This is a genomic window from Chitinophaga sp. W2I13 (assembly GCF_050434005.1).
Classification (GTDB): domain Bacteria; phylum Bacteroidota; class Bacteroidia; order Chitinophagales; family Chitinophagaceae; genus Chitinophaga.
On the sequence record NZ_JBNPWD010000001.1, the window covers coordinates 4,013,984 to 4,039,897 of the forward strand.

Sequence of the window (25,914 nt, forward strand, 5' to 3'; positions counted from 1 at the left end):
GCAGGTGATGAGAAAATTAAGCATGGATGAACTGGGCCGTAAAACGGTGGAAGAGTTCAAGGCTGCCGATAAAACGCCTATTGTACTGGTATTGGATAATATACGCAGCATGCACAACGTGGGATCAGTGTTCCGTACCGCGGATGCATTCCTGGTACAGGGGATCATTCTTTGTGGCTATACGCCGGTGCCACCGCACCGCGATATCAATAAAACGGCTTTGGGCGCTACCGAAACGGTGGAGTGGCAGTATTTTGACACCACCGTGAGCGCAGTACAGGAACTGAAAGCAGCCGGGTACAGGGTGATGGCCATTGAGCAGGCGGTGAACAGTTATATGCTGAATAGTTTTACGCCTCCGGAAGATCAGCCGCTGGCACTGGTTTTTGGGAATGAAGTGAGTGGGGTGGACGGGGAAGTAATGAAGCTGGTAGATGGTTGTATCGAAATTCCCCAGCTGGGCATGAAGCATTCCCTGAATATTTCCGTGAGCACTGGTATTGTGGTTTGGGATATCTTTGTAAAATTGAAGAAGGCTTAAAGGATTAATTATATGATTTCTACGGTCAACAAGTATTTATCGCTGGTAAAGTTCAGTCATACCATCTTTGCCATGCCTTTTGCCCTCACCGGCTTTTTTATGGCTACCACCAAAGGAGGCGGCGGCTTCAACTGGGTTACTTTTTTACTGGTAGTGCTGTGCATGGTGTTTGCGCGCAGTGCTGCAATGGCGTTCAACCGGTGGCTGGATGTGGATATCGACAAGCTCAATCCACGTACGGCAAAAAGGGAAATCCCGGCCGGTATCATATCTCCCAAAAATGCCCTGTTCTTTATTATAGCCAATGTGGTATTGTTTATTATCGCTACCTGGTTTATCAACCCGGTATGCTTTTACCTGTCGCCGGTAGCTTTGCTGGTGGTGCTGGGATATAGCTATACCAAGCGTTTTACCGCGTTTTGCCACCTGGTGCTGGGCGTGGGATTGTCGCTGGCGCCTATAGGCGCTTACCTGGCAGTAACCGGTAGTTTTGCACTGTTACCGGTACTGGTATCTTTCCTGGTATTATGCTGGGTATCCGGATTTGATATTATTTATTCCCTGCAGGACGAGGATTTTGACAAATCACAGCAGCTGAATTCCATTCCGGCCTGGCTGGGACTCTCCGGCGCCCTGCGTTTTTCGGAATTACTTCATGTGATAGCGGCTGCACTGGTAGTGACTATCGGCTTAACCGGGCATTTTCACTGGATTTACTGGATAGGAGCGGCTGTTTTTGTGGTGATGCTCGTTTCCCAGCATTTACTGGTAAAACCCAATGATCTCAGCAGGATCAATATTATGTTTATGACTACCAACGGGATTGCGAGCGTGGTATTCGCTGTTTTTGCGATCACGGATATGCTCGTTTTTCATTAGCCCTAACCTTGTTAAAAGCTACTATATGGCCCGCCTGATGGCAATAGATTACGGAAAAAAGAGAACGGGACTGGCCGTAACAGACCCTTTACAGATGATTGCCACCGGGCTAACCACCGTGGCCACGCACGACCTGATCCCTTTCCTGAAAAAGTACTTCGCCGCCGAACAGGTGGAAACGATTGTAATAGGAGAACCCAAAGGACTGGATGGCAACGCTACCGATGCCACTGCACTGGTGGTGGAATGTATCCGCATCATTAAAAAGAATTTCCCCGATATCCCTGTTGTAAAGGTAGATGAGCGTTTTACCTCTAAAATGGCCTTCCAGACAATGATCGACAGCGGTCTGAAGAAAATGGACCGCCGGAATAAAGCCCTGGTAGACGAAATAAGTGCCACTATTATATTACAGGAGTACCTCCGTAATAAAATATAATAACATATAAAAAATCACCAAAATCAGCGTAATCCTGAGAAAGACAACCTCCGCTGAACTCCGAAATTGTCTATCTTTGCGGATTAAACCAAGTATTTGAACATGATTTTGCCAATTGTAGCTTACGGGCACCCGGTATTGAGAAAAGTAGCAGAAGACATCACTCCTGAATATCCAAACCTGAAGGAATTGATTGCCAATATGTGGGAAACCATGTATGGTTCTAACGGTGTGGGCATTGCTGCTCCACAGGTAAATAAGGCGATCCGGCTGTTTGTGGTAGATAGTGAGCAGATTATTCATAACCTGGAAGAAGACGAAAAGAACGATTATCCCGGAGATGAAGGGGTAAAAGGCGTATTTATCAATGCGCATATCGTGGAAACCGGCGGAAAAGAGTGGGCGTATAATGAGGGATGTTTGAGCATTCCAAAGGTGCGCGAAGATGTAACCCGTGCGGAAACCGTTACCCTCAGCTATGTGGATGAGAATTTTGCCCCGCATGTAAGAACGTTCACCGGCGTGACTGCCCGGGTAATCCTCCATGAATATGACCACATCGACGGGGTTCTATTCATCGATCACCTGAAGCCATTAAAGCGCAGAATGTTGAAAAGTAAGCTGGAAGATATTACCAAAGGTAAAATAAGAGTAGATTACCGGATGACTTTCCCTAAATAGGAAATAATTTTGTAATGTAAAGAAAACCTGTTATTTTGGTATCATAAAGTATAACATCCATATCCTCAAACTTGGGAGCTACCTTAACATACACTGAAGTTGAATTGATTCAGGGCCTTATAGCCAGGGATGAAAAGATATTCACTTATTTGTATGATCACTATTCACCCGCTTTATATGGTGTAGCCCTGAAAGTAGTGGGAGAAGAAACAGCCGCCGGAGATGTGCTGCAGGAAGTATTTGTAAAGATCTGGCGGAATATTGACCGTTATGATGCCTCAAAAGGCAGGTTATTCACCTGGATGTTGAATATCACCCGCAACACAGCAATTGATAGTCTCCGCTCAAAAAATCACAAACTGGAACAGCGCGTACAGGATGTAAACAGCGTGGCACTGATGTATGAACCACAACTGGCGGTGCATTTATCTGTGGACCATCTTGGTTTAACTAAAGTGATTGAAAAGCTTCAAAAAGATCAACGTATTATTATTGACATGGCTTACTTCAAGGGACATACCCAGGAAGAAATAGCCAAGTCCCTTGAAATACCATTGGGTACGGTGAAAACCCGCATGCGCAATGCTATTATACAATTGAGAACACTGTTAAAACAATTGTAATTATAAGAAATAGTGGATGTACAACGATACATATCATCCGGAATCCTTGAAAGCTATGTATTCGGTATGTTACCGGAAACAGAACAAGGTGAGGTAGAAACGGCCGTGTCTCAATACCCCGACGTTAAAGCTGCAGTGGATTCATTGCAGCATGACAAGGAGCGTTTTGTGCAGCTGTACGCGATAGCGCCTCCTTACGGCATTAAGGAACGGCTGATGGAAATGATCCGTCAGGAAAACACGCAGGAAGGAAACTACCTGCTGCCGGATGAACTGCGTACACCCATCTCCGCTCCCCTGAACGGAAAAAAGAAAAAACAAGTGCAGCAACCCGCCCGGGAAACACCGGTAAAACAGCTGCCGGTGGCAAAAAAATCAAATGACAAGCTATGGAAGTATCTCACAGCCGCCATTGTAGCTTTGTTGCTGGGCAGTGTTTTCATGAACTTCTTTTTCTTCCGTAAATCCACCGACTATAAAAGCCGCTACCAGTCGCTCATAGCCACCAAAGAAAAGCTGGAAGCAGATAAGGAACAACAGGCGCTGACCAGTTTGAAGGAAACGCCCGCCAATGTGGTAACAGATGCAGATCCGCTGAATAACCCCGATTTTAAATGGACAAAGATCCCCGGCGGCGGCAAGTATGCAGGCAACCTGGTAGCCGTAGGATGGAATGCAAACACACAGGCCGTATACCTGCAGGCACAATTAATGCCTATACCTCCGGCCGGTAAGCAATTCCAGCTGTGGGCCATAGTAAATAAGAAACTGGTAGATGCAGGTGTGTTCCTCACCGGAGCCGATGCGTCACAACTGTTACAACAAATGAAAGCGGTGGCTGCCGCACAAGGCTTTGCCATTACGCTTGAAAAGAAAGGCGGCAGCCAGGACCCCAGTATGGACCAGGTATGCATGTCGGCAAAACTGGCAAAATAACGCCGGGTTTGTTTATCATGATAAATGAGTATCTTGCCTTTACCGGCACCCCGATTAACCATTTCAAAGAAGCACAACTGTTATAAAAAAAATATCCGTGAAAGCTGAAGGCATGATGATCATGTTCCGTTCTGTCGTGTTGTGAAATCTATCCGTAACTAACTATCTAAAATTATATCCAATCTGTTTTGGAATACGCTGCTACATATACAGAAGCTGAGCTGGTGCAAGGTTTAAAAGCCCGTGACCAGAAAATATTCAGTTACCTGTATGACCAGTATTCACCGGCATTATATGGGGTGATTGTGAAGGTACTGAACGACGACAACTCCGCCGGGGATGTATTGCAGGACGTATTCATGAAGATCTGGCGTCATCTCGACCGCTACGATGAAACAAAAGGCAGGCTTTTTACCTGGATGCTGAATATTGCGCGGAACACTGCGATAGATATTCTCCGGTCCAAATCACATAAGATGGAGCAGAAAATCCGGAATATGCCGGATGACGTACATGTAGTCGACAGCCTCATTGCTGTGCAGCCATCTGCCGACTACCTTGGTTTTTCCAGGTTCCTGGAAAAGCTTACCAAAGAACAGCGTACCCTGATAGATTTAGCATATTATAAAGGTTGTACCCAGGAAGAAATTGCCCGGGTGATGGACATCCCTTTGGGTACCGTGAAAACGAGGATGCGCAATGCCATTAATCAATTAAGAACCATTTTAAACAAGTAAATATTTTTTCCAATAGTGGACCCACAACATTTCATATCGTCCGGAATTATTGAGCTATACATAGCAGGTATGGCCAGCGATGAAGAAACTCAGGAGCTGGAAGCCGCTATGGCCCAATACCCGGCTGTGGCCGAAGAGGTGGAAGCCTATCGCCGCAGTATGGAAGAATATATCAGGTTGCAGGGCAAAAATCCGGAGACGGATATTAAAAAACGTTTATTCACACAAATCAATAATGAACCCAATTTGCAGGAGGGTGAACCTGTACCCGATCAAGACCTGCAACAACCAAAAGTAGTGTCCATGCAAGAAACTAAAAGCCTATCCTGGAAATGGCTTGCCACCGCCGCTGCCGTGCTGCTGGTGGGAAGTCTTGTTTTAAATTATGTGTTCTTTAACCGGTACAAGGAATTCAAGGAGTACAAAGATAAATACCAATCTTTGCTCGTATCCCAGAACTCCATTTTGTCAAAGAGCAATCTTTACAAAACCCGCTTAGAACAAATGCAGGAATCTATGGAAATTATCCAGGATCCTAAAGTTCTGAAAGTGCCGATGCCAGGTACCAAAGCGTTCCCTGAAGCATTAGCTACTGTATTCTGGAACCCGCAAAGTCAGGAAGTGTATCTGAAAGTTAACAAACTGCCAGAACCAACTGCCGACAAACAGTATCAACTCTGGGCTATCGTAGATGGCAAACCGGTTGATATGGGCGTGTTCGAAATGGGTGATACAGCCAGCCTCCTCCAGAAAATGAAAGTAACCGGCAAAGCACAAATGTTTGCTGTTACCCTGGAGAAAAAAGGTGGTGCGCTGCAGCCTACTATGGAACAAATGTATGTGGCCGGAAAAATCCCCGGTTGATAAAAAGAGATAGTTCTTCTCTATCTCCTTTTAAAGAAAAACAGAAAGCTGTTGTAAGTGCTACTTACAACGGCTTTCTGTTTTTAGTATTTGCCTGGCACCCACTTTGCTCTTTTTTACTAAATTGCAGCTATGTCACATTTTTGGAAAAATATAGCCGGAACCATTGCCCTCAGCCTGTTACAATGTTTACAACTCAACGCTCAGGACACAGCCCGCTATAAAGGAATGACGGTTAACCTGGATGAAGTTATTGTAGCTGCAAAGCGTATAGGCTTCGACGTTAACAGCTTTATTAAAAGGGTGGAAGATGACACCACCTTTTACCGCGCATTCAAAAACCTGCATATCGTAGGTTTTGACGCCATCAACGATATCCAGGTACTTGGCAAAAATGCGCAGGTACAGGCCTCCCTTTATAATCAAACCCACCAGGAAATGAAAGGGAAGTGCCGCACCATGCAGGTTTCTAACGAAAAAGTAACCGGCGATTTCTATACCCGCAAAGGAAATTATAATTATTATACCGCTGAATTATACGCTAACCTCTTCTTTACCAAAGGCACCGTATGTACAGATGAATCAGGTGAAGATCCCGACCGCTCCAGCGGCAGCCTCGCCCGGCACAAGGCGCAGTTGAAACAGCTGATCTTTAACCCCGGGAAGCCTATCCGCGGCGTGCCCATCGTAGGGCCCAAAGTAGCCATCTTCAACAGTGAAGTAATGCGGTATTATGATTTTTCCATCACTGCTGCAAACTATGTGGATGGGACCTCCTGCTATGTGTTTACCGCCAAAACAAAGCCCGGCCTGAGCCGCATCGACAGGGCAGATGTGGTGATAGATGAGCTGATCACCTGGTTTAACAAAGATAATTTTGAGATCGTTGGCCGTAAATATGCTCTTTCCTACAAAACGATGTTGTTTGATTTTAATGTGAAGATGGATGTACAGATGACCAAATACAATGGCCTCCTGATCCCCGCCCTGGTTACCTATAACGGCACCTGGAACGTACCCTTCAAGAAAAGGGAAACAGCCGTGTTCGCAGCCAGGTTCCTGAATTTCACAGGGGCGCAGTGATAGCTAATTCACCAAAGTAATGGTACCGGTTTTATGCACAGCAAACCTGGTGATCACTTCTTTATAATCCACAATCCATACATAGGTGGCAATATCCGCTAAAATACCGTTTACACGCCCGTTCCAGCCAACCTGCGGATCTGTGGTAAAGAAGATCCGTTCTCCCCAGCGGTTATAGATGCTGAGTGTATAATCGTATATGGGACACCGGTATACCGGCCGGAAATAATCATTTCTTCCATCTCCGTTGGGGGAAAAGGCAGTAGGAAAATACAGCTGGCATTCGCAATCGTGGTATTTTACTTCTACCGAGTCAACGGATTGCCCGCAACTATTGGTAGCCACCATCGCATAAAACCCTGGCCGCGTAACGGTATACATGGGTGTGCTGGTACTGTCCTGCCATTTATAGGTACCCCCGCCGGCGCCGGTAGCGCGCAGCTGGTACACTTCATTTCTGCAAAGCAGTGTATCCGGACCAAGGTTTACCCGCAGGGTGTCTTCAAATTTTACAGAGATACTATCCATCGATTCGCAGCGGCCTATTTGTGCATGCACATAATAGAAGCCGGGCTTGGTCACATAATACGTGGCCTGATCGGAGCTGTCCTGCCAGAGATATTGCCCGTTTCCGAAATCGGCGGTAAGCACCAGGAAGTTTCCTTTGCAGATGCTGGTGTCGTTGCCCAGGTCCAGTTTTTTTAAACGGTTATAATTAATGAAGATGGTATCTACCACACTGCAGGTGTTGTTAATTTCCACCAGCGCCCACAGGTTAGTGGTATTGCTAATAGTCACCGCCGGCGTGGTGGCGCCGGTACTCCATTCCCACCGGGTGGCCTCGGGAATGGCAGGAGCTACGCGGATCGATTCTCCGGGGCAAAGCAGGGTATCCGGACCCAGTGAAAAGGGATAAGGGGCGCCGGTGAACGTAATGGTGATATCGTCCGACACGGTAGGGCAACCTTTCGGATATACGTCTACGTGATAAGTGCCTGAGGTGTAAACATCCTGCGTGGGCTCTGTATTCCCGGTACTCCAGAGATACGTACAGTTTTGCGCGGTAGCATCCAGCGCAATATGTTCGCCGGTGCATAGCACGAGGTCTTTGCCAAGCTCTATTTCCGGGATGGGTGTATAGAAAATATTGACGGAGTCGGGACTCGGACAGCCATTTATTTTTACTTTATAGGTAGCGGAAGTATCTACAAGAATGCTGCTGCCGGTGGAACTGTCCTGCCACAGGTAAGTAGCGCCGGGAATGATGGGCGCCTGCAATGTCATGGTGCCGCCTTCACACAGGGTAATGTCCTGGTCGCCGAGATCGAAGATCACAGGCGTAACAATGGTAACAGATTGAATGGTGGTATCCGGAAGGCCATTGCGCCAGGCGATGAGGGTATCGGTATAAGTGCCAACGCTGTTATAAATATGATACGCCTGCATGCTCCTGGAAGAATCTTTATCTCCCGAAGGGGGATCGTTAAAAAACCACTTCACAGAGTCAATGCCCGCGGGATTGATGATCAGGAAAAAAGAAGTATCGTTTACACAGGTAGAGGATACAGCAAAGGGGGTGTTCTGGGCGCCGGCCTTGTTGCCAAACAGGCAGCATACCAGCAAAACCGGCATAAGGAATAAGAATCGACAGAAAACAGATATTTGGTCTCTCATGTAATGACATGGGTAATTGCTGCTAAGATAACCTAAACATGTAGAATATTTATAATAATAAATATGAATTTTAGGAGAAGATGATTTTAGCGGAGACAGTTCCCCGCTAAAACCAGTTATAAGTTATACTTCGTCGTCTTTCAGCGGTCTGGCTGCAATATATCTTTTCCACTTTTCCAGTACGGAGGTAAAGTCGGAAGGTAGGTTGCTTTCAAAGTACATCTGCTCGCGGGTGCGGGGATGTATGAAGCCCAGCTGTTGCGCGTGCAAGGCGTGGCGTGGCATAATACTGAAGCAGTTTTCCACAAACTGTTTGTATTTCGTGTATACGGTTCCTTTCACAATGCGGTTACCGCCGTAGGTTTCATCGTTAAACAGCGAGTGGCCGATATGCTGCATGTGTACACGGATCTGGTGGGTGCGGCCGGTTTCAAGACGGCATTCAACCATGGTTACATAATTAAACCGTTCCAGTACGCGGTAGTGGGTGATGGCTTCCTTGCCATATTCGCCATCCGGATATGCATCCATAATCTTACGTAAGCGTTGATGGCGGCCTACGTGGGCCACCACGGTGCCTTCGTCTTCTTCAAAGTCGCCCCATACCAGCGCAATATAGCGGCGATGCACGGTGTGATCGAAGAATTGTTTGGCCAGGTCATTCATCGCTTTTTCGGATTTGGCGATGACCAGCAATCCGCTGGTATTTTTATCGATGCGGTGTACCAGCCCGAAGCGCGGGATTTCCGGCTCGGTAGCCTGGGTTTTATCGCCCAGGTACCACGACAGGCCATTCACCAGTGTACCATCGCGGTTGCCGCAGCCGGGATGTACTACCAGGCCGGCGGGTTTGTCGATGATCATAATATCGTCGTCTTCAAATACAATATTCAGCGGTAGCTCTTGTGGAATGATGTCGGTATTTTCCGGGTTCCGGTTGGAAAACACGACAATCCTGTCCAGTGGCCTGATCTTGTAATTGGCCTTAACGGGTTTGTCGTTCACCAACACCAGTTCACCATCCAGGGCCTGTTGGATCTTATTGCGGGTGGCGCCTTCTATGCGGTTAGTAAGGAATTTATCAATACGGATAGGGTCCTGTCCTTTGTCGACCACCATATTAATCTTTTCATATAGTTCCTCACTGCCATCCCCGTTTTCCAGCTCATCTTCCAGTTCCAGCAATTCTTCAGCCATTAATATAATTTTTTGCAAAGGTAAAGCTTAGTTGGCAGTTTAGCAGCCCTGTGGGCAAATGTTCCGTATCACAGCGAATTGGCGTACCTTTGCGCAGCTGAAAAAGACCAATATGATCATGGATAAAGTAAAGCAGAAGATTGTAGTAAGAGACCTCGGCGTAATAGACTACCAGGCTGCCTGGGATTACCAGGAGCAGTTGCTGAAGGAAAATGTGCAGTTGAAAACCAGGGTAGCCGATCAGTTGCCAAAAGCCACTACCAACTACCTGTTGTTTTGCGAACATCCTCCCGTGTATACCATTGGTAAAAGCGGTCATATGGAAAACCTCCTGATCTCCCAACAGGAGCTGCAGGAGCAGGGGATAGGCTTTGTGCCTACCAACCGTGGCGGAGATATTACGTTTCATGGTCCCGGCCAGGTGGTGGGTTATCCTATCCTGGATCTCGAAAATTTCTTTACAGATATTGGTAAATACCTGCGTTGCCTTGAAGAGGTGATTATCCGCACGCTGGCGGAATATGGCGTAACCGGCGACCGTTCTTCCGGAGAAACCGGCGTATGGCTGGATCCGCACGATAAAGCGAAAGCCCGTAAAATATGCGCTATGGGGGTTCGTTGCAGCCGTTGGGTAACCATGCACGGCTTTGCCCTGAATGTGAATACCCTGATGGACTACTTCAACAACATCATTGCATGTGGTATTGCCGACAAACAGGTAGCCTCACTAGATAAAGAAGTGGGTAAGCCGGTAAGCCTGGAAGAAGTGAAAGCTAAGCTGAGTAAACATTTCGGCGAAGTGTTTAACGCTGAAATGGTATAGTTACATTTTGTAGTTGAGCGGAATGAACAGGTTCCATTTCTCCTTTAATTTTCCCTCCTCGAATATTTCGAAGTTGAACCATCCTGCATGCATAAAAATAGCTTTCTCTAAAATGAGGGAAGGGCCTTTTACCTGGTCGATATCGAAAAGGAAAGTACCGTTGGATTCATAAAACTTAATGGAGTACTTCTTTTGCGGTGCATCCGGCAGCTTTATGTTGATATTGCCATCGGCAGTAGTGTAAATATAGTTGGAGGGGTGCCAGGATGCTCTTTCCGGCTCCCTGTTTTCCTGTTCCTTGCCTCTCAGGCCCCTTGAAGCATCCATGATGTCGGCATACTGCAATTTCTGATCGGCGCGGATAGTGCTGTCGGACAGGGCCAGTACCGTTTTGCTGTACATGAAACGTCCGTTGGTGAATAAAATAAAGAGACGGTAATAGTTACTGCCCGGTAACGGTTTATTATCAAGATAGGCGTTCCTTGTTTGAGTAGGGTAGCTGGCGTAACCAATGGTATTGAAGTTCAGTACGCTGTCGAGCGAGCGCTGAATACCTATTTCCTTTACCTGTGTGAAGCCGGAGATCCAGTCCAGTTGTATCCTACCGGTTTTAATAGAAGCGGTAAAATTAGGCAGCACAGGTGGCACAAACTCCTGTGCCTGAGCCTTTCCTGCAAATCCGGTCAATAAAAAAATTCCAATAACAAATGTTATACGCACAATCTGCTTCATACTGATTATTCCGTGAGCTCTTAAAGTTGGCAAAAATACACTACCGTTCAAATATAATGAACAGTTTTTAAAAGGAAAGAACGCCGGGAGGGAGGGAAAGATTGCCCTGGAGGCCTCCGGTGTGTACCAGCAATACGTTGCTGTTCGCCGGAAAGCAGCCCTGCTGGACCAGATCACGAAAGGCCATTACCAGTTTGCCGGTGTAAATAAAATCTGTGGGAATACCTGTTTCTTGATAGACAGTATTGATAAAATCTATAAGTGCAGGCGATTTTTTGGCATAGCCGCCACCGTGGTGTTCGTATAATAGCCGCCAGCGGTTGTTATTACCGGGATGCAGCAGGTCAGTAATTTCTTTTTCAAGGTACTGAGCGCCCTTTAATACGGGAATGCCAATTACCTGCTGATGCGGTGCAGCACTGTTGATCAGGCCCGCGAGTGTGGTGCCTGTGCCTGCGGCACAAAGGATATGTGTATAATTTGTTGTGGGGAAGATAGAAAGGATCTCTTCACAGCCCCGGGCGCCCAGGGCATTGTGACCGCCCTCCGGAACAACATGATAGCCGGGATATAAGGTGTTACCTGCTTTGTGATGGCGATAATCTTCCCGGCTAATAAAAACCAGCTTCATGCCATTGTCTGCTGCGGTTTGAAGCGTATGATTCAACTGGCCCTTATGCTCTTCTCCACGGATAATTCCTGCACAGGGCAAGGCTGCTTCCTTACAGGCCAGGGCGGTGGCTGCAATATGATTGGAGTAAGCGCCGCCATAGGTAAGGATGCCGTTGCGGTTATTAGTCCTAGCCGCTTCGATGTTGTATTTCAGCTTAAACCACTTATTCCCGGATACTTCCGGGTGAATTTTATCCAAACGCAGCATGGCAGCCTGGATATGCTCCGGCAGCCAGGAAGTTTGAAAGGATTCAAGGGTGATGTTATCGTAAGAAAGCATGTAGCGATTAAGTGATAAGGCAGTAAAAAGATCGGGGAGATGAAGGCATATTGCAGCATTCATCTCCCCAAATATAAAATCAAAATCGTTTATTAATCGTTGGTCAGGAAACCACCCTGGCCTCTGTACAGCTTCACGGCCTTATCCAGCTTCACTTTCAGCACAGTGATATATTTATCCTGTACATTTTCCGGTACGTTTATGAAAACCAGTCCGGGTACAGGACTCCAGGAAATTTTGCCGACTACTTTGTGGGTCAGCTGGCTGTTGTTGCCCAGTACGGTGATGCTTTCAATTTTATTGGAAAGTCCTTTCACCATTACCTGGCCACTGGTTTTAGCCGGCAGGAACAGGTAGAGGGTGCTGGAATCTTTTGAGAGGGTGGTGGGGCCGTAGAAGTGTCCCTGCGGAATACCACCGATGGTATTGAACACTGCTTCGCCATTGCGTTTGTTCCAGGCGCCGAGTTCTTTCAGCATGTGAACTTCTTCTTCCGGGATGCTGCCATCGGCTTTGGGGCCGATATCGAGCAGGAGGTTGCCGCCATTGCTTACGGCATCCACGAAGATGGTGATAATTTCAAAAGGTGTTTTCCAGTTGTTGTCCTGTGGCTGCCATCCCCAGTTGTTGTTGATGGTCATGCATAGTTCCCACCAGTGGTATTTCGGGCGTGACACGGGGAAGTTCTGTTCCGGCGTTTCATAGTCGCCGTATCCCTGCAGGCGTCCGTTGATAATGGTGTTGGGATTATGGGAGGTGAGCATTTGTCGCATTTTGGGGGCTTCCCATTCTTCGGCGGAGTGTTCCCAGTCGCCATCGAACCACCACAGGTCCGGGTTGAACTTCGTCATTACCTCGGCCATTTGTCCTTCATAATATTTCAGGAAGCGTTGCCATCTTTCGGGCTGGGCTTTGATATCATAGCGGTTGCTGTCTTTCAGGAACTGCGGATAATCGTTGTGGCTCCAGTCGATCAGGGAGAAATAGGCACCACATTTGATATTATCGCGCCGCAAAGCCGCGTAGAGAGGGGTGAGCACGTCTCTTTTCGCCGGTGTACTGTTGGCAACATCCAGTTTACTGTATTTGCTGTCCCACAGCGCTACGCCATCGTGGTGTTTGGTGGTCATCACTGCATAGCGGGCGCCGGATTCTTTGATCAGGTCGGCCCATACCTGCGGGTTGTAATTGTTTGCAGTAAAGCCTTTCAGCTGCTGCATATAATCGGGGTAGGATATTTTTTTGTTGTGGAATGACCAGGATTCATCGATTCCTTTGACAGAGTAGATGCCCCAGTGAATGAAAATGCCCAGTTTGGCATCGGAGAACCACTGCATTTTTTCTTTAATGTCATCCGGATTTGTTTTCTGTTGCGCATTGGCAGTAGTAAGAAGCTGCATGGCAACGGCTCCCAGCACTAATAATCTCTTCATTGTTCAGTTTAATTAATCTTTAAAAAAGGGCGTTACTACAAAAAGAAAGTGTGAAAATAGTTTTAATGATTAAATTTAGCGCCGATATTTTTAGGTAAATAGTTGACACTTATAAAACTAATATCAGAAAAATGCAACCGACTTTATTGATTTTGGCGGCCGGTATGGCCAGCCGATACGGCAGTTTAAAGCAAATCCAGCAATTTGGCCCCAGCGGTGAAACTATCGTTGACTACTCTATTTACGACGCTATCAGCGCCGGTTTTGGAAAAATAGTGTTCATCATCCGCGAGAATTTTGCGGCTGAGTTCAGGGAAATCTTTGAACCAAAGCTCAAAGGCCGCGTGGCTGTTGATTTTGTATACCAGGAAATGGATGCATTTTTAGGAGATCATACGGTTCCGGCCGACAGAACCAAGCCATGGGGTACTGCCCATGCGGTTCTTTGCGCCAAAAACGCTATCAATGAGCCATTTGCAGTGATCAATGCAGATGACTTTTATGGTACAGATGCTTTCGTTAAAATGGCTGCTTTCCTGAATAACGACTGTAAGCCCAACGTATACAGCGTAGTTGGCTATGAACTGGGCAAAACTATCAGTGAGCACGGTTCTGTTTCCCGCGGCGTATGCGAAGTAAGCGCAGACGGCAACCTGGCGGCTATCAACGAAAGGACCAAGATATATGCTGAAAACGACCAGATCGTTTATGAAGAAGCAGATGGCAGCAAACATCCGTTACCTGCCAACACGCCGGTATCCATGAACTTCTGGGGATTCCACCCGAGCGTATTTGAACTGAGCCAGGGCCTTTTCAGCGAATTTCTGGAGAAAAACAGCAGCAATCCTAAATCTGAATTCTTTATTACGATTGTAGCCGATGAATTTACCCGCCGTGGTATAGGCCAGGTAAAAGTAATTCCAACCAGTGCAAAATGGTTTGGCGTTACTTACAAAGAAGATGCACCGGGAGTGCAGGCCAGCTTGTCGGCGCTGGTTAAGAATGGAGAATATCCAGACAATTTATGGAAATAAAACCCAACAGCAGGATCCTTCAGGCTTTCGGACTTGAGCCTGAAGGATTAAATGTCCGAAAATTTGGATCAGGACACATCAACAACACTTTTTTGTTAGAAAAAAAGCAGGACGGCAGTAGCTACGTTTTACAAAAGATCAATGTAAACGTATTTAAGGAACCAGGAGTTATCGCCGCCAACCAGAGAATGGCAGCGGATTACCTGGCAGTTCATCATCCCCGCTATCTGTTTATTACGCCGATCCCCACGGTTAACGGGGAAGAGCTCTTTGTAATTGACAACGAATACTGGAGATTGATCCCTTTTATTGCGGATTCCGTAACGGTAGACCAGGCCGACAACCCAAAGCAGGCGTATGAAGCAGCCAGACAATTTGGCCGCCTCGCCAGTTACCTTTCGGGAATTGACCTGAAGCCGTTTAAAGCTTCGATTCCAAACTTTCACAACCTGACCCTTCGGTACAGCGCCTTCCAGGAGGCAATCCGAACGGCAAAGGAAGACCGGAAAGTTGCAGCAGAAGAGATGATTGAAGATTTCCTCCGCTATTCTGACATCGCAGTAACGTATGAACAACTGAAAACAAATCCTGAATTCAGGGACCATCTGATGCATCACGATACCAAAATCAATAATGTATTGCTCAACAAGGATACTTATGAAGGTATTTGTGTATGTGACCTGGATACCCTGATGCCCGGAAAAATCATCTCAGACCTCGGTGACATGGTACGCACTTATGTTTGCCCCGTGTCTGAAGAAGAAAGGGATTTCAGCCAGATCGTTATCCGCGAAGAATACTACGAAGCCCTTATGCAGGGGTATCTCGCAGAGATTGGCGGTACTTTGACAAAAGTAGAAAAAGAACAACTGTTCTTTGCCGGGAAGTTTATGATCTACATGCAGGGGATACGCTTCCTCACCGATTATCTGAACGGTGACGTATATTATCCCATCAAGTACCCGACACACAATTACGACCGCGCAAAAAATCAACTGGTTTTACTGCAGCGGCTCATGGAAAAAGAAACAGTACTGCAGGATATCATCGATAAATGCCTGCACGTCAATGTAACAAGTGAACAGTAAATGAAATCATTTTTAGAACGTGAACAGTAAAATGAAATCATTTTATCCCGGTGCAGGAAGCACCGGGATTTTTTTTGAGCGGATATTGTCTTGGCTCAGGATTACGCTGATTATACTGATTACCCGGATTTTTACTTTTGGATTTTTTTTAGATTTTTTAGATTTCCTTAAAATAATAATTAAGGGAGATAAAGCGGATACATCCGCTTTATCTCCCTTAATCCTTTATAAATCCAAAAAGTAAAAATCCGGGTAATCAGTATAATCAGCGTAATCAGCGGGAAAGACAAAATCCGCGTCTTTTGTACACAAAACCAGTAGATTAATTTATAACGATCCTGTGATTTGTTTAGAAAATAAGCAACTATTGCCTTGTTTTTTTAAATATTTTCAAAAACCCTTAATGTGATTAATTTTTTACTAAATATTGCCTGTATTGTTGTTTTTTATTTTTTTCACGAATACTTTTGTAGAAACGCTAAAGAAAATAAGCACCTCCATGTGGGTAAATAAAGACAATATAAAACTTAATCACATCGTGCCTCAGCTCAACTGGGCTATCACGAAGGTCGTGATTATCGTCGTTGTCATTATTAGCCACCAGTATGGAGGATAGGTAAACGTGCATATAATCACAAAATATAACGCCTTCCTCCGCAAAGAGGGAGGCTTTTTTTTGGACTGTATATTCCTGGTATAATTTCAATTTTATGTATAGCTATTACAACGACAACACTTTTCTTTACATCAACGGTGAGTACACCAAAGCAAATGCTGCTACAACTGACCTGTATGGTCAGTCGCTCCACTACGGTTATGCTGTTTTTGAAGGCATCCGCGCCTACAAAACCGCAAACGGCGAAGTGAAGATCTTTAAAGCAAAAGAACACTTCGACCGCCTGAAGCGCTCCTGCGAACTGATCCACATCCCCTACAAATTTGATAACGAAGAGCTGATCGCCGCTTGTTATAAAGTACTGGAGATGAATAACATGGAAGAAGCTTATATCAGGCCGCTGGTGTTCTGTCCGCCGAATATGACGCTGAAAGCCGCCGCAGAGTCGCACATCCTGATCTGCGCATGGGAATGGGGAGCTTACCTGGGAGAAAAGCTGTTGCGCGTAATGACTTCCTCCTACGAACGACCAAATCCCAAAGCCTTTAAAATAGAATCCAAGTCGGCCGGCCTTTATGTAAACTCAATACTGGCCTCGCAGGAAGCAAAAGAAAAAGGTTACGATGAAGCGCTGCTGCTGGATATGAATGGTTACGTTGCAGAAGGCCCCGGTGCTAACATCTTCTTTGAAAAAGACGGCAAAATATACACTCCTCCCGCCGGTAACATCCTCCCAGGCATCACCCGCGCCACTGTTATCGAACTTTGCCAGGAACTGAATATCCCACTGGAACAAAAATTATTTACCATCCCGGAATTAAAAGAAGCCGAAGCAGCATTCTTCTGCGGTACTGCAGCAGAAATCATCGGTATCGACTCCCTGGACGGTCAGTCTTTCAGCAAGCCCTGGGCACAGTCGCTCGGAAAAATACTCCAACAGGCCTACAAAGCTAAAGTGCTGGAAAAAGCATTCCAACGCGAAGCTCAACTGGCATAACCGTTGGCTGTTAGCTGTTAGCATTCGCTAAATGCTAACAGCTGACAGTTAAAATCCTTTGAAGGTTGTAAATCGAAAAACTTATAATCCTTTACAGTAAAGGGTTTTAAAGCTTAAAAGGCAGATTTGAAGACCGGTAAATTGGAATAAGTTGGTTTGAATTTGACGACGCCACCGGGTAATTTGTGGAGAGTTTTTAAAATAGGGTACCTATAAACACCTGTAATCGGGGTAATAACAAAAAGCAATGGAATTAAATAAATACAGCAAGACGATCACGCAAGACCCTACGCAACCAGCTGCGCAGGCACAATTGTATGGAATTGGTTTAACAGAAGAAGATCTGAAAAAAGCACAGGTGGGTATCGTTAGCATGGGCTACGATGGCAACACCTGCAATATGCACCTGAACGATCTGGCTAAAGATGTCAAAAAAGGCGTCTGGGCAAATGATCTGGTCGGACTCATTTTCCATACCATTGGCGTCAGCGATGGTATGAGCAATGGTACGCCGGGGATGCGTTATTCCCTTGTTAGCCGTGATCTGATTGCAGATTCCATTGAAACCGTTGCAGGAGCACAGTATTACGACGCCCTGATCACCGTACCAGGCTGCGATAAGAATATGCCCGGCTCCCTGATGGCGATGGGTCGCCTCAACCGCCCCTCTATCATGGTTTATGGTGGTACTATCGCACCCGGAAAATATAAAGGCCAGGATCTCAACATCATCTCTGCATTTGAAGCATTAGGTCAGAAAATGGCCGGTAAACTGGATGAAGGCGATTTCAAAGGCATTGTACAGAATTCCTGCCCCGGCGCAGGCGCCTGTGGCGGTATGTACACCGCTAATACCATGTCTTCCGCTATCGAAGCACTCGGTATGAGCCTCCCATACAGCTCATCCAACCCCGCATTGAGCCAGGACAAAAAAGATGAATGTATTGCTGCCGGTAAATACATCCGCCTGCTCCTTGAAAGAGATATTAAACCTAAGGACATCATGACCAAAGAGGCATTTGAAAATGCCCTCACCATCATCATGGCCCTGGGTGGCAGCACCAACGCCGTACTGCACTTTATCGCCATCGCGAAGTCAGTAGGCATTTCCATCAGGCTGGAAGATTTTCAGCGCATCAGCGACAAAACACCGCTGATCGCCGACCTGAAACCAAGTGGTAAATACCTCATGGAAGACCTCCACAATATCGGCGGTGTTCCTTTGGTAATGAAATACCTCCTGAAAAAAGGATATATCCACGGCCATTGTATGACGGTTACCGGTAAAACAATCGCCGAAAACCTGGAAAACGTGGCAGACATAGACTTCAGCACACAGGATATCATTGTGCCGCTGGAAAAACCACTGAAACCAACCGCCCACATCCAGATCCTTTACGGTAACCTCGCCACAGAAGGCTCCGTAGCGAAGATCACCGGTAAGGAAGGCGAACGCTTCAGAGGCCCCGCCCGTGTATTCGACGGCGAATTTGAACTGATCGCAGGTATCACCTCCGGTAAAGTAAAAGAAGGAGATGTAGTGGTGATCCGCCAGGTAGGCCCGAAAGGCGCACCAGGTATGCCGGAAATGCTGAAACCTACCAGCGCCATCATGGGCGTGGGATTAGGCAAAAGCGTAGCCCTCATTACCGATGGCCGCTTCTCCGGTGGTACCCACGGATTTGTGGTAGGCCATATCACCCCGGAAGCTTTTGAAGGGGGAAATATCGCACTTGTACAAGACAACGATATCATCGAAATAGACGCAACGAAGAACTTTATCAATGTGGAAATCAGTGACGAAGAACTGGCCGCACGCCGGGCAGCGTGGATACAACCCGCATTGAGAGTGACCAATGGAATCTTATTTAAGTACGCAAAACTTGTAAAAAATGCAACAGAAGGATGTGTTACCGATGAAGCCTGAGATAGCAGATAAACAGTTAGCTGCAAAGCCTGTGATTACAGGTTCCGAAGCAGTGATCCGCTCCCTGATCGAAGAAGGAGTGGACACCATTTTCGGATATCCCGGCGGGGCGATCATGCCTATTTATGATGCCCTTTACGATTTCCAGGATCAGGTCCATCACATACTCGTCCGGCACGAACAGGGTGCCACTCATGCTGCACAAGGTTATGCACGCAGTTCCGGTAAGGTAGGTGTAGCTTTTGCTACTTCCGGTCCGGGCGCCACCAACCTGGTTACAGGTTTGGCCGACGCTTATATGGACAGTACCCCAATGGTATGCGTAACCGGCCAGGTAGCTGCCGCCCTGTTAGGAACCGATGCATTTCAGGAAACAGATGTGATCGGCATTACCATGCCTATCACCAAGTGGAATATACAGGTGACCCGTCCGGAAGATATTCCGGGCGCAATGGCCAAAGCATTTTACATTGCCCGCAGCGGCCGTCCCGGCCCTGTACTGGTGGATATCACCAAAAACGCACAGTTCGGGGAATTTGAATACGAGTACAAGAAATGTGAATATATCCGCAGTTACCGTCCTATTCCTGAATTAAACCAGGATGCGGTAACAGCAGCAGCAGCGTTGATCAACGGTGCAAAGAAGCCATTCATCCTCTGTGGCCATGGCGTACTGTTATCAGGTGCCGAAAAAGAACTGATCGCGCTGGCGGAAAAAGCCGCCATTCCTATCGGATCTACTTTACTGGGCCTGTCTGCCGTACCGGTAGATCACCCGCTGTATGTAGGTATGCTGGGAATGCATGGTAACTATGGTCCTAACATGCTCACCGGCGAAGCCGATGTGGTGATCGCAGTGGGAATGCGCTTTGATGACCGTGTAACGGGCGATGTAGGCACCTATGTTCCCAACGCCAAAGTTATACACATCGAAATCGATGCAGCAGAGATCAATAAGATCATCAAAGCTGATGTAGCCGTTCACGCAGATGCAAAGCCAGCCCTGGCAGCATTGATCAAACAGGTAAACCCTGCTGAGCATGCCGCCTGGCTGGAAGAATTCCGCGCCGCTGATAAAAAAGAATATGATAAAGTACAGCATGCTGAACTGTATCCACAGGAAGGTGAGCTGAAAATGGCAGAAGTAATCCGCCTGATCTCAGAAAAAACCAAAGGCGAAGCAGTGCTGGTAACAGATGTCGGTCAGCACCAGATGGTAGCCTCCCGCTATTACCGCTTCAAAAATCCCAATACCAATGTCACCTCAGGTGGAATGGGTACGATGGGCTTTTCGCTGCCGGCAGCAATGGGCGCTAAAACCGGTACGCCCGAAAAAGAAGTAGTTGCTATTATCGGCGATGGTTGTTTCCAGATGACCTTACAGGAACTGGCCACTATTCACCAGTCACAGATTGGTGTGAAAATAGTGATCCTGAATAACAACTTCCTGGGAATGGTAAGACAATGGCAGCAGCTGTTTTTCGACAGGCGCTATTCCTCCACTGAAATGGTCAATCCCGACTTTGTACAGGTTGCCAAAGGATTTTATATCCCCGGCAAAAAAGTAACAGCAAGGGAAGATATATCCGCCGCTATTGATGAAATGCTGGCGCACAAGGGTGCTTATCTGCTGGAAGTGGTAGTGGAAAAAGAAGATAACGTATTCCCTATGGTGCCCGCAGGTGCTCCTGTTTCCAGCATCAGGCTGGAGTAGCAGCATCCCGGAGGATTCACATTGATCATTTGTAATTCACAACAGGTATATGCAAAAAGAGTATACAGTAACGGTATATACGGAAGACCGTATAGGTATAACCAACCGTATCACCATAATATTTACCCGCAGGGGTATTAATATCACCAGCTTAACCACCGCTGAAACAGAAATTCCCGGTGTGTATAAGTTTGTAATAACGGTGATGTCTACACGTGAGAAGCTGGATAAAGTAGTTGGACAGATAGAAAGGCTGATTGAAATTCACCGCGCTTTTGTGCATGAAGAAGATGAAGTGGTATACCAGGAGCTGGCGCTGTATAAAATTTCTACCCGGTCGTTACATACAGGTGATATTGAAAGACTGATACGTGAAAATAATGCGCGTATCCTGACGATCACCGCGGATTATTTTGTGATCGAGAAAACAGGTCACCAGCAGGAGCTGACCGACTTTATCAAGAAACTGGAGCCATATGGCCTGATAGAGTACACTAAGAGCGGAAGGGTAGCCATTGTAAAATGGAGCCGCCGTTTCCACGAGCACCTGAAAGAATTACACACACAGGAAGCTCCCGGCATTTAGCCGTGTGCTTTCAGCAAATAACTGGCTGCCGGCCAGCCGCCGGCAGCTGACATCTTAATCATTATTCATTCAAATCACACCTCAGCTAACAGCTAACAGCTAGTAGCTAAAAGCTAAAAAAACAACACATGGCAACCATCAATTTTGGAGGGGTACTCGAACAAGTAGTAACCAGAGAAGAATTCCCTATGGAAAAAGCAAGGGAAGTGCTGAAGAACGAAGTGATTGCAGTTATTGGTTATGGCGTACAAGGTCCTGGCCAGGCACTGAACCTGAAAGACAATGGCTTTAATGTTATTGTAGGTCAACGTAAAAATTCCAAAACCTGGGACAAAGCAGTTGCTGATGGCTGGGTTCCTGGTGAAACTTTATTCGATATCGAAGAAGCAGCTCAGAAAGGTACTATTCTTCAGTTCCTGCTGTCTGATGCCGGACAGATCACCCTGTGGCCTACTTTAAAGCAACACCTGACTCCTGGTAAAGCACTGTACTTCTCCCACGGTTTCGGTATCACCTATAAAGAACAAACCGGTATCATTCCTCCTGCTGATGTAGACGTAATCCTGGTAGCTCCAAAAGGTTCCGGTACTTCACTGCGCCGCCTGTTCCTGGCTGGTCAGGGTCTGAACTCCAGCTACGCTATTTTCCAGGACGCTACCGGCCGCGCTAAAGAACGCGTAGTAGCACTGGGTATCGGTGTTGGTTCCGGTTACCTGTTTGAAACAGATTTCAAAAAAGAAGTTTTCTCCGATCTTACCGGCGAACGCGGCTCTCTCATGGGTTGTATCCAGGGTATCTTCGCTGCTCAATACGAAACACTGCGTAAGAATGGTCACTCACCTTCTGAAGCTTTCAATGAAACAGTAGAAGAACTCACACAGTCGCTGATGCCACTGGTAGCAGAAAATGGTATGGACTGGATGTATGCCAACTGTTCTACTACTGCTCAGCGCGGTGCGCTCGACTGGTGGAAGAAGTTCAAAACTGCTACCCAGCCTGTATTTGATGAACTGTATGCCAGCGTTGCTGCAGGTAAAGAAGCTGCCCGTTCTATCGCTTCCAACAGCACTCCGGATTACCGTGAGAAACTGAACGAAGAACTGAAAGAACTCCGTGAAAGCGAAATGTGGCAGGCTGGTGCGGCCGTACGTAAGCTGCGCCCTAACAACGCGTAATAGCAAATATTATACATTACAATGGCAAAGCATTTTCGAATTATTGAAATTATTGGCGCTCGTATTTAGTACGGAAGAATACATCTTTCTGATACTGAATACAGGTTCCATGATTTCGATAATCCCGAAAATGCTTTGCCATTTGTATTAATTACATTTTATGTCTGAAGTAATGAGTAGTGTCAATTCCCTGAATATCCTGGACGCGGCTGTGAAACTGAAACCAATCGTTACCCGCACTCCGCTGATGTATAGCGCCAATCTTTCCCGGCGTTATAACTGCGACGTATATCTGAAAAGAGAGGATATGCAGATTGTACGCTCTTATAAACTGCGCGGCGCCTATAACCTGATCAGCAGCCTGCCTGCTGAACTATTGGCTAAAGGCGTTACCTGCGCCAGCGCCGGTAACCACGCCCAGGGCTTTGCTTATGCATGTAAAGCCATGAATATTAAAGGCGTGGTGTTTATGCCGGTGATCACACCAAAACAAAAAGTTAACCAGGTAAATATGTTTGGCGGCGATCATATACAAATCCGCCTCGTAGGGGATACCTTCGACGATTGCTCTGTGGAAGCCCAGGCTTTCACAAAAGCCAATAGTATGACCTTTATCCCGCCATTCGACAACCCGAAAATAATTGAAGGACAAGGAACCGTAGCCGTTGAAATCCTGGAAGACCAGTCCGCTATCGATTTTCTTTTTGTACCCGTTGGCGGCGGCGGTCTTGCTGCCGGCCTCGGCACTTATTTCAAAACATATAGCCCTAATACCCGTATCATCGGGGTGGAACCGGAAGGCGCACCCTCTATGCTCCGCGCACTGGAAAACGGCGGTCCCGTTACCCTCGATGAAATAGAGCGCTTTGTAGATGGCGCTGCTGTTAAAAGAGTAGGTACCCTCAACTACGAAATCTGCAAAGATGTGCTGGATAAAATGCACCTCGTGCCGGAAGGAAAAGTGTGCTCCACCATCCTCCGGTTATATAACGAAGATGCAATTGTGGTAGAACCCGCGGGCGCCTTGTCCATCGCAGCACTGGACGACCATGCCGCGGAAATCAAAGGGAAAAAAGTAGTATGTGTGATCAGCGGCAGTAACAACGACATCGACCGCATGCAGGAAATAAAGGAACGTTCACTCCTGTATGAAGGATTGAAACACTATTTTATTGTACGTTTTGCACAACGCCCGGGAGCCCTGAAACAATTTGTGAACGATATACTCGGCCCGGATGATGACATCACCCGGTTTGAATATATCCAGAAACATAATAAGGAGATAGGTCCCGCGCTGGTAGGGGTGGAACTGCGAAACCGCGAGGACTATGATAAACTGATTGCCAATTGTCAGAAATATAATTTCCAGATCACCGAACTCAATAAAGACGACAGCCTGTTCGGATATCTTGTATAGAGATGAGGCGCGCCCGTAAAAGGGCGCGCTATTTTTTTTGCGATGTTACAACCGGAAGATCCAGTAATTCACACTCCTCAATTTTGAGATCCCATATCTGCCCCCGGCAATAACCCTTCAGTAAAACGCGGCTCCCCTTCGTTAAATTAATATCTTCTTTGTTCTGTAGAAAACACTTAATGGAATGAGACCTGTCGCCACTTTTAAGGATCATGTAGGCAGTACCCATCGGGTTAATACCAGTACCAATGTAAACACCGTTTATATACACCGTTTCATTTGTATACTTTTCCACGGCTACCGGATCATTCGCCAGATATAGCTTTTGAAGCTCTAATGCAGTGATGGGATACTGCGCGCATTTTCCTACACTGGTATCTTCTTCCGGCATTACTGCCTGATGCAGGTTGGCGGCGATATCCGGTAAATCAGGCGTGTGCCGCTTAACAAAAAAGTACAGTAAAACGCCGGCAATGGCTATAACAACCGTGCTAATTATAGCTAAATGCAGGTGCCGGTACCTGTTGTGGTTCTTTGAGGTAGTACTCGACATAACGGGAAATTTAGGGATAGTGACTAATATACCAACAAAATCAAAGGACAATTTCTGCTTAACAACTGCATAACAAAAAAATACCCGTTCCGGTTTACCGGAACGGGTATAAATAAAGTGGCCACTCCGGCTACACTTATTTCAAACTGGCAATATCAATTACAAACCGGTACTTCACATCACCCTTCAGCATCCGCTCATAAGCGGTATTGATATCTTTAATATTAATTACTTCCACATCACTGGTAATATTATGCTCCGCACAGTAGTCCAGCATTTCCTGCGTTTCGCGGATGCCGCCGATCAATGATCCGGCAATGCTCCTGCGTCCCATGATCAGGTTGAAGGCCGGTACCACGGACGGTTCCGGTGGCACTCCCAGGCAAATCATCACACCATCCAGGTTCAGGAGGTTCAGGTAAGTCGTGTAATCGTGGGGGGCGGAAATAGTATTGATGATAAAATCGAATTGACTGTAGAGCTGCTTTACCTGCGCTTTATCTGTCATCAGCGCGAAATGATGGGCGCCCAGCCGGCGGGCATCCGCTTCCTTGGAGGGAGAGGTGCTTAGCATCGTTACCTCAGCCCCCATAGACGCCGCAAGCTTTACCGCCATGTGGCCCAGACCGCCCAAACCCACTACCGCTACTTTATGACCTTTGCCTACTTTCCAGTGGCGAAGCGGGGAATAAGTGGTGATGCCAGCGCATAACAGCGGCGCTACTCCCTCAAGCGGCAGCTTATCAGAAACCTTCAACGTATATTTTTCGTCTGTTACAATATGGGTGGAATATCCGCCATAGGTATGCGTTTTTCTATCCATTTCGTAACCATTATAGGTACTGGCGCCACCGGTGATGCAATATTGTTCCTCTCCGGATTTGCAGGGATCGCACACCCGGCACGAATCCACAAAGCAACCTATCCCCGCCAGATCGCCTACCTTGAATTTGGTGACATGATCACCCACTTTGGTGATCCGCCCCACTATTTCATGGCCGGGAACCATCGGGTAAATTGAATTGCCCCACTCATTCCGCACCTGGTGAATATCGGAATGACATACCCCGCAATAAAGGATTTCAATCTGCACATCATGCGGTCCCGGCTCTCTGCGTTCAAAATTCCAGGGACCCAAGGGTGATGCAGCATCCTGCACAGCATAAGCTTTTGTCGCAATCATGGTGTATAATTTTAGTCCCCCGAAGCTACA

General features: G+C 46.8%; 25 protein-coding genes. 18 read left to right on the top strand and 7 right to left on the bottom strand.

Features of this window, described 5'->3' with window-relative positions; translation table 11 throughout:
* Positions 1–7 precede the first annotated feature (7 nt).
* From QFZ48_RS16730 to QFZ48_RS16770, 9 genes are all read left to right on the top strand, one after another.
* Positions 8–541, top strand: coding sequence for an RNA methyltransferase (locus QFZ48_RS16730; protein WP_429063047.1), 534 nt, complete (start codon positions 8–10; stop codon positions 539–541).
* A 12-nt stretch (positions 542–553) separates the two neighbouring features.
* On the top strand, positions 554–1,420 hold the full coding sequence (locus QFZ48_RS16735; RefSeq protein ID WP_429050935.1) for a UbiA-like polyprenyltransferase: 867 nt from the start codon (positions 554–556) through the stop codon (positions 1,418–1,420).
* A 25-nt stretch (positions 1,421–1,445) separates the two neighbouring features.
* A complete protein-coding gene (gene ruvX, locus QFZ48_RS16740; RefSeq protein ID WP_370912340.1) occupies positions 1,446–1,859 on the top strand; it encodes a Holliday junction resolvase RuvX in 414 nt (137 codons plus the stop codon).
* Positions 1,860–1,961: 102 nt separating this feature from the next.
* Positions 1,962–2,540, top strand: a complete 579-nt coding sequence (def, locus tag QFZ48_RS16745) for a peptide deformylase (RefSeq protein ID WP_429063048.1) — start codon at positions 1,962–1,964, stop codon at positions 2,538–2,540.
* Positions 2,541–2,644: 104 nt separating this feature from the next.
* Positions 2,645–3,163 carry an RNA polymerase sigma factor gene (locus tag QFZ48_RS16750; protein ID WP_370912342.1) on the top strand — a complete coding sequence of 173 codons (519 nt, stop codon included), beginning with the start codon at positions 2,645–2,647 and terminating at the stop codon, positions 3,161–3,163.
* A 66-nt stretch (positions 3,164–3,229) separates the two neighbouring features.
* Entirely contained in the window at positions 3,230–4,099 is an 870-nt protein-coding gene (locus QFZ48_RS16755; protein ID WP_429063049.1) for an anti-sigma factor domain-containing protein, read from the top strand.
* A gap of 188 nt (positions 4,100–4,287) precedes the next feature.
* The gene (locus QFZ48_RS16760; protein WP_429063050.1) at positions 4,288–4,836 is read left to right on the top strand and encodes an RNA polymerase sigma factor; all 549 of its coding nucleotides are present in this window, start codon (positions 4,288–4,290) and stop codon (positions 4,834–4,836) included.
* Between the two features lie 69 nt (positions 4,837–4,905).
* Positions 4,906–5,700 carry an anti-sigma factor gene (locus QFZ48_RS16765; RefSeq protein WP_429063051.1) on the top strand — a complete coding sequence of 265 codons (795 nt, stop codon included), beginning with the start codon at positions 4,906–4,908 and terminating at the stop codon, positions 5,698–5,700.
* Positions 5,701–5,832: 132 nt separating this feature from the next.
* Positions 5,833–6,783 carry a hypothetical protein gene (locus tag QFZ48_RS16770; protein WP_429050930.1) on the top strand — a complete coding sequence of 317 codons (951 nt, stop codon included), beginning with the start codon at positions 5,833–5,835 and terminating at the stop codon, positions 6,781–6,783.
* Between the two features lie 3 nt (positions 6,784–6,786).
* Here the strand turns inward: QFZ48_RS16770 and QFZ48_RS16775 are convergent, their stop codons facing one another.
* Both QFZ48_RS16775 and QFZ48_RS16780 read right to left on the bottom strand, forming a co-directional pair.
* Positions 6,787–8,415: a gliding motility-associated C-terminal domain-containing protein gene (locus QFZ48_RS16775; protein WP_429063052.1), complete on the bottom strand. Its 1,629-nt coding sequence runs from the start codon at positions 8,413–8,415 to the stop codon at positions 6,787–6,789.
* A 165-nt stretch (positions 8,416–8,580) separates the two neighbouring features.
* Positions 8,581–9,654 (bottom strand): RluA family pseudouridine synthase, encoded by a 1,074-nt coding sequence (locus tag QFZ48_RS16780; protein WP_370912348.1) that lies wholly within the window; start codon positions 9,652–9,654, stop codon positions 8,581–8,583.
* 58 nt (positions 9,655–9,712) lie between these two features.
* Here QFZ48_RS16780 and lipB point away from each other — a divergent pair, with 58 nt between their 5' ends.
* Positions 9,713–10,477: a lipoyl(octanoyl) transferase LipB gene (gene lipB, locus QFZ48_RS16785; RefSeq protein WP_429050926.1), complete on the top strand. Its 765-nt coding sequence runs from the start codon at positions 9,713–9,715 to the stop codon at positions 10,475–10,477.
* On the opposite strand, the gene QFZ48_RS16790 is transcribed toward lipB, so the two are convergent.
* The 3 genes from QFZ48_RS16790 to QFZ48_RS16800 all read right to left on the bottom strand — a co-directional run bounded on the left by QFZ48_RS16790 (position 10,478) and on the right by QFZ48_RS16800 (position 13,594).
* Entirely contained in the window at positions 10,478–11,209 is a 732-nt protein-coding gene (locus QFZ48_RS16790; protein ID WP_429050924.1) for a hypothetical protein, read from the bottom strand.
* Positions 11,210–11,276: 67 nt separating this feature from the next.
* A complete protein-coding gene (locus QFZ48_RS16795) occupies positions 11,277–12,224 on the bottom strand; it encodes a 1-aminocyclopropane-1-carboxylate deaminase/D-cysteine desulfhydrase (protein WP_429063053.1) in 948 nt (315 codons plus the stop codon).
* 29 nt (positions 12,225–12,253) lie between these two features.
* On the bottom strand, positions 12,254–13,594 hold the full coding sequence (locus tag QFZ48_RS16800; protein ID WP_429050920.1) for an alpha-L-fucosidase: 1,341 nt from the start codon (positions 13,592–13,594) through the stop codon (positions 12,254–12,256).
* 131 nt (positions 13,595–13,725) lie between these two features.
* On the opposite strand from QFZ48_RS16800, the gene QFZ48_RS16805 reads away from it, so the two are divergent.
* The 8 genes from QFZ48_RS16805 (at position 13,726) to ilvA (ending at position 24,148) form a co-directional block, all read left to right on the top strand.
* Entirely contained in the window at positions 13,726–14,628 is a 903-nt protein-coding gene (locus QFZ48_RS16805) for a sugar phosphate nucleotidyltransferase (RefSeq protein ID WP_370912353.1), read from the top strand.
* Positions 14,619–15,716, top strand: a complete 1,098-nt coding sequence (locus tag QFZ48_RS16810; RefSeq protein WP_429050918.1) for a phosphotransferase enzyme family protein — start codon at positions 14,619–14,621, stop codon at positions 15,714–15,716. The genes QFZ48_RS16805 and QFZ48_RS16810 overlap by 10 nt, the downstream gene beginning before the upstream one ends.
* Before the next feature lie 710 nt (positions 15,717–16,426).
* A complete protein-coding gene (locus tag QFZ48_RS16815; protein WP_370912355.1) occupies positions 16,427–17,329 on the top strand; it encodes a branched-chain amino acid transaminase in 903 nt (300 codons plus the stop codon).
* A 247-nt stretch (positions 17,330–17,576) separates the two neighbouring features.
* Complete coding sequence (gene ilvD / locus QFZ48_RS16820) at positions 17,577–19,256, top strand: dihydroxy-acid dehydratase (protein ID WP_429050916.1); 1,680 nt, start codon at positions 17,577–17,579, stop codon at positions 19,254–19,256.
* The gene (gene ilvB, locus QFZ48_RS16825; protein ID WP_370912357.1) at positions 19,222–20,970 is read left to right on the top strand and encodes a biosynthetic-type acetolactate synthase large subunit; all 1,749 of its coding nucleotides are present in this window, start codon (positions 19,222–19,224) and stop codon (positions 20,968–20,970) included. Before ilvD ends, ilvB begins: the two co-directional genes overlap by 35 nt.
* Before the next feature lie 49 nt (positions 20,971–21,019).
* Positions 21,020–21,556, top strand: coding sequence for an acetolactate synthase small subunit (gene ilvN / locus QFZ48_RS16830; protein ID WP_142686236.1), 537 nt, complete (start codon positions 21,020–21,022; stop codon positions 21,554–21,556).
* A 128-nt stretch (positions 21,557–21,684) separates the two neighbouring features.
* On the top strand, positions 21,685–22,731 hold the full coding sequence (gene ilvC / locus QFZ48_RS16835; protein WP_370912358.1) for a ketol-acid reductoisomerase: 1,047 nt from the start codon (positions 21,685–21,687) through the stop codon (positions 22,729–22,731).
* A gap of 160 nt (positions 22,732–22,891) precedes the next feature.
* Positions 22,892–24,148 carry a threonine ammonia-lyase IlvA gene (gene ilvA, locus QFZ48_RS16840; RefSeq protein WP_429050913.1) on the top strand — a complete coding sequence of 419 codons (1,257 nt, stop codon included), beginning with the start codon at positions 22,892–22,894 and terminating at the stop codon, positions 24,146–24,148.
* A gap of 28 nt (positions 24,149–24,176) precedes the next feature.
* Here the strand turns inward: ilvA and QFZ48_RS16845 are convergent, their stop codons facing one another.
* Together QFZ48_RS16845 and QFZ48_RS16850 are read right to left on the bottom strand one after the other, a co-directional pair.
* Positions 24,177–24,701 carry an OB-fold protein gene (locus QFZ48_RS16845; protein ID WP_429050912.1) on the bottom strand — a complete coding sequence of 175 codons (525 nt, stop codon included), beginning with the start codon at positions 24,699–24,701 and terminating at the stop codon, positions 24,177–24,179.
* Positions 24,702–24,837: 136 nt separating this feature from the next.
* A complete protein-coding gene (locus QFZ48_RS16850; RefSeq protein WP_370912361.1) occupies positions 24,838–25,884 on the bottom strand; it encodes an NAD(P)-dependent alcohol dehydrogenase in 1,047 nt (348 codons plus the stop codon).
* Positions 25,885–25,914: the final 30 nt, after the last annotated feature.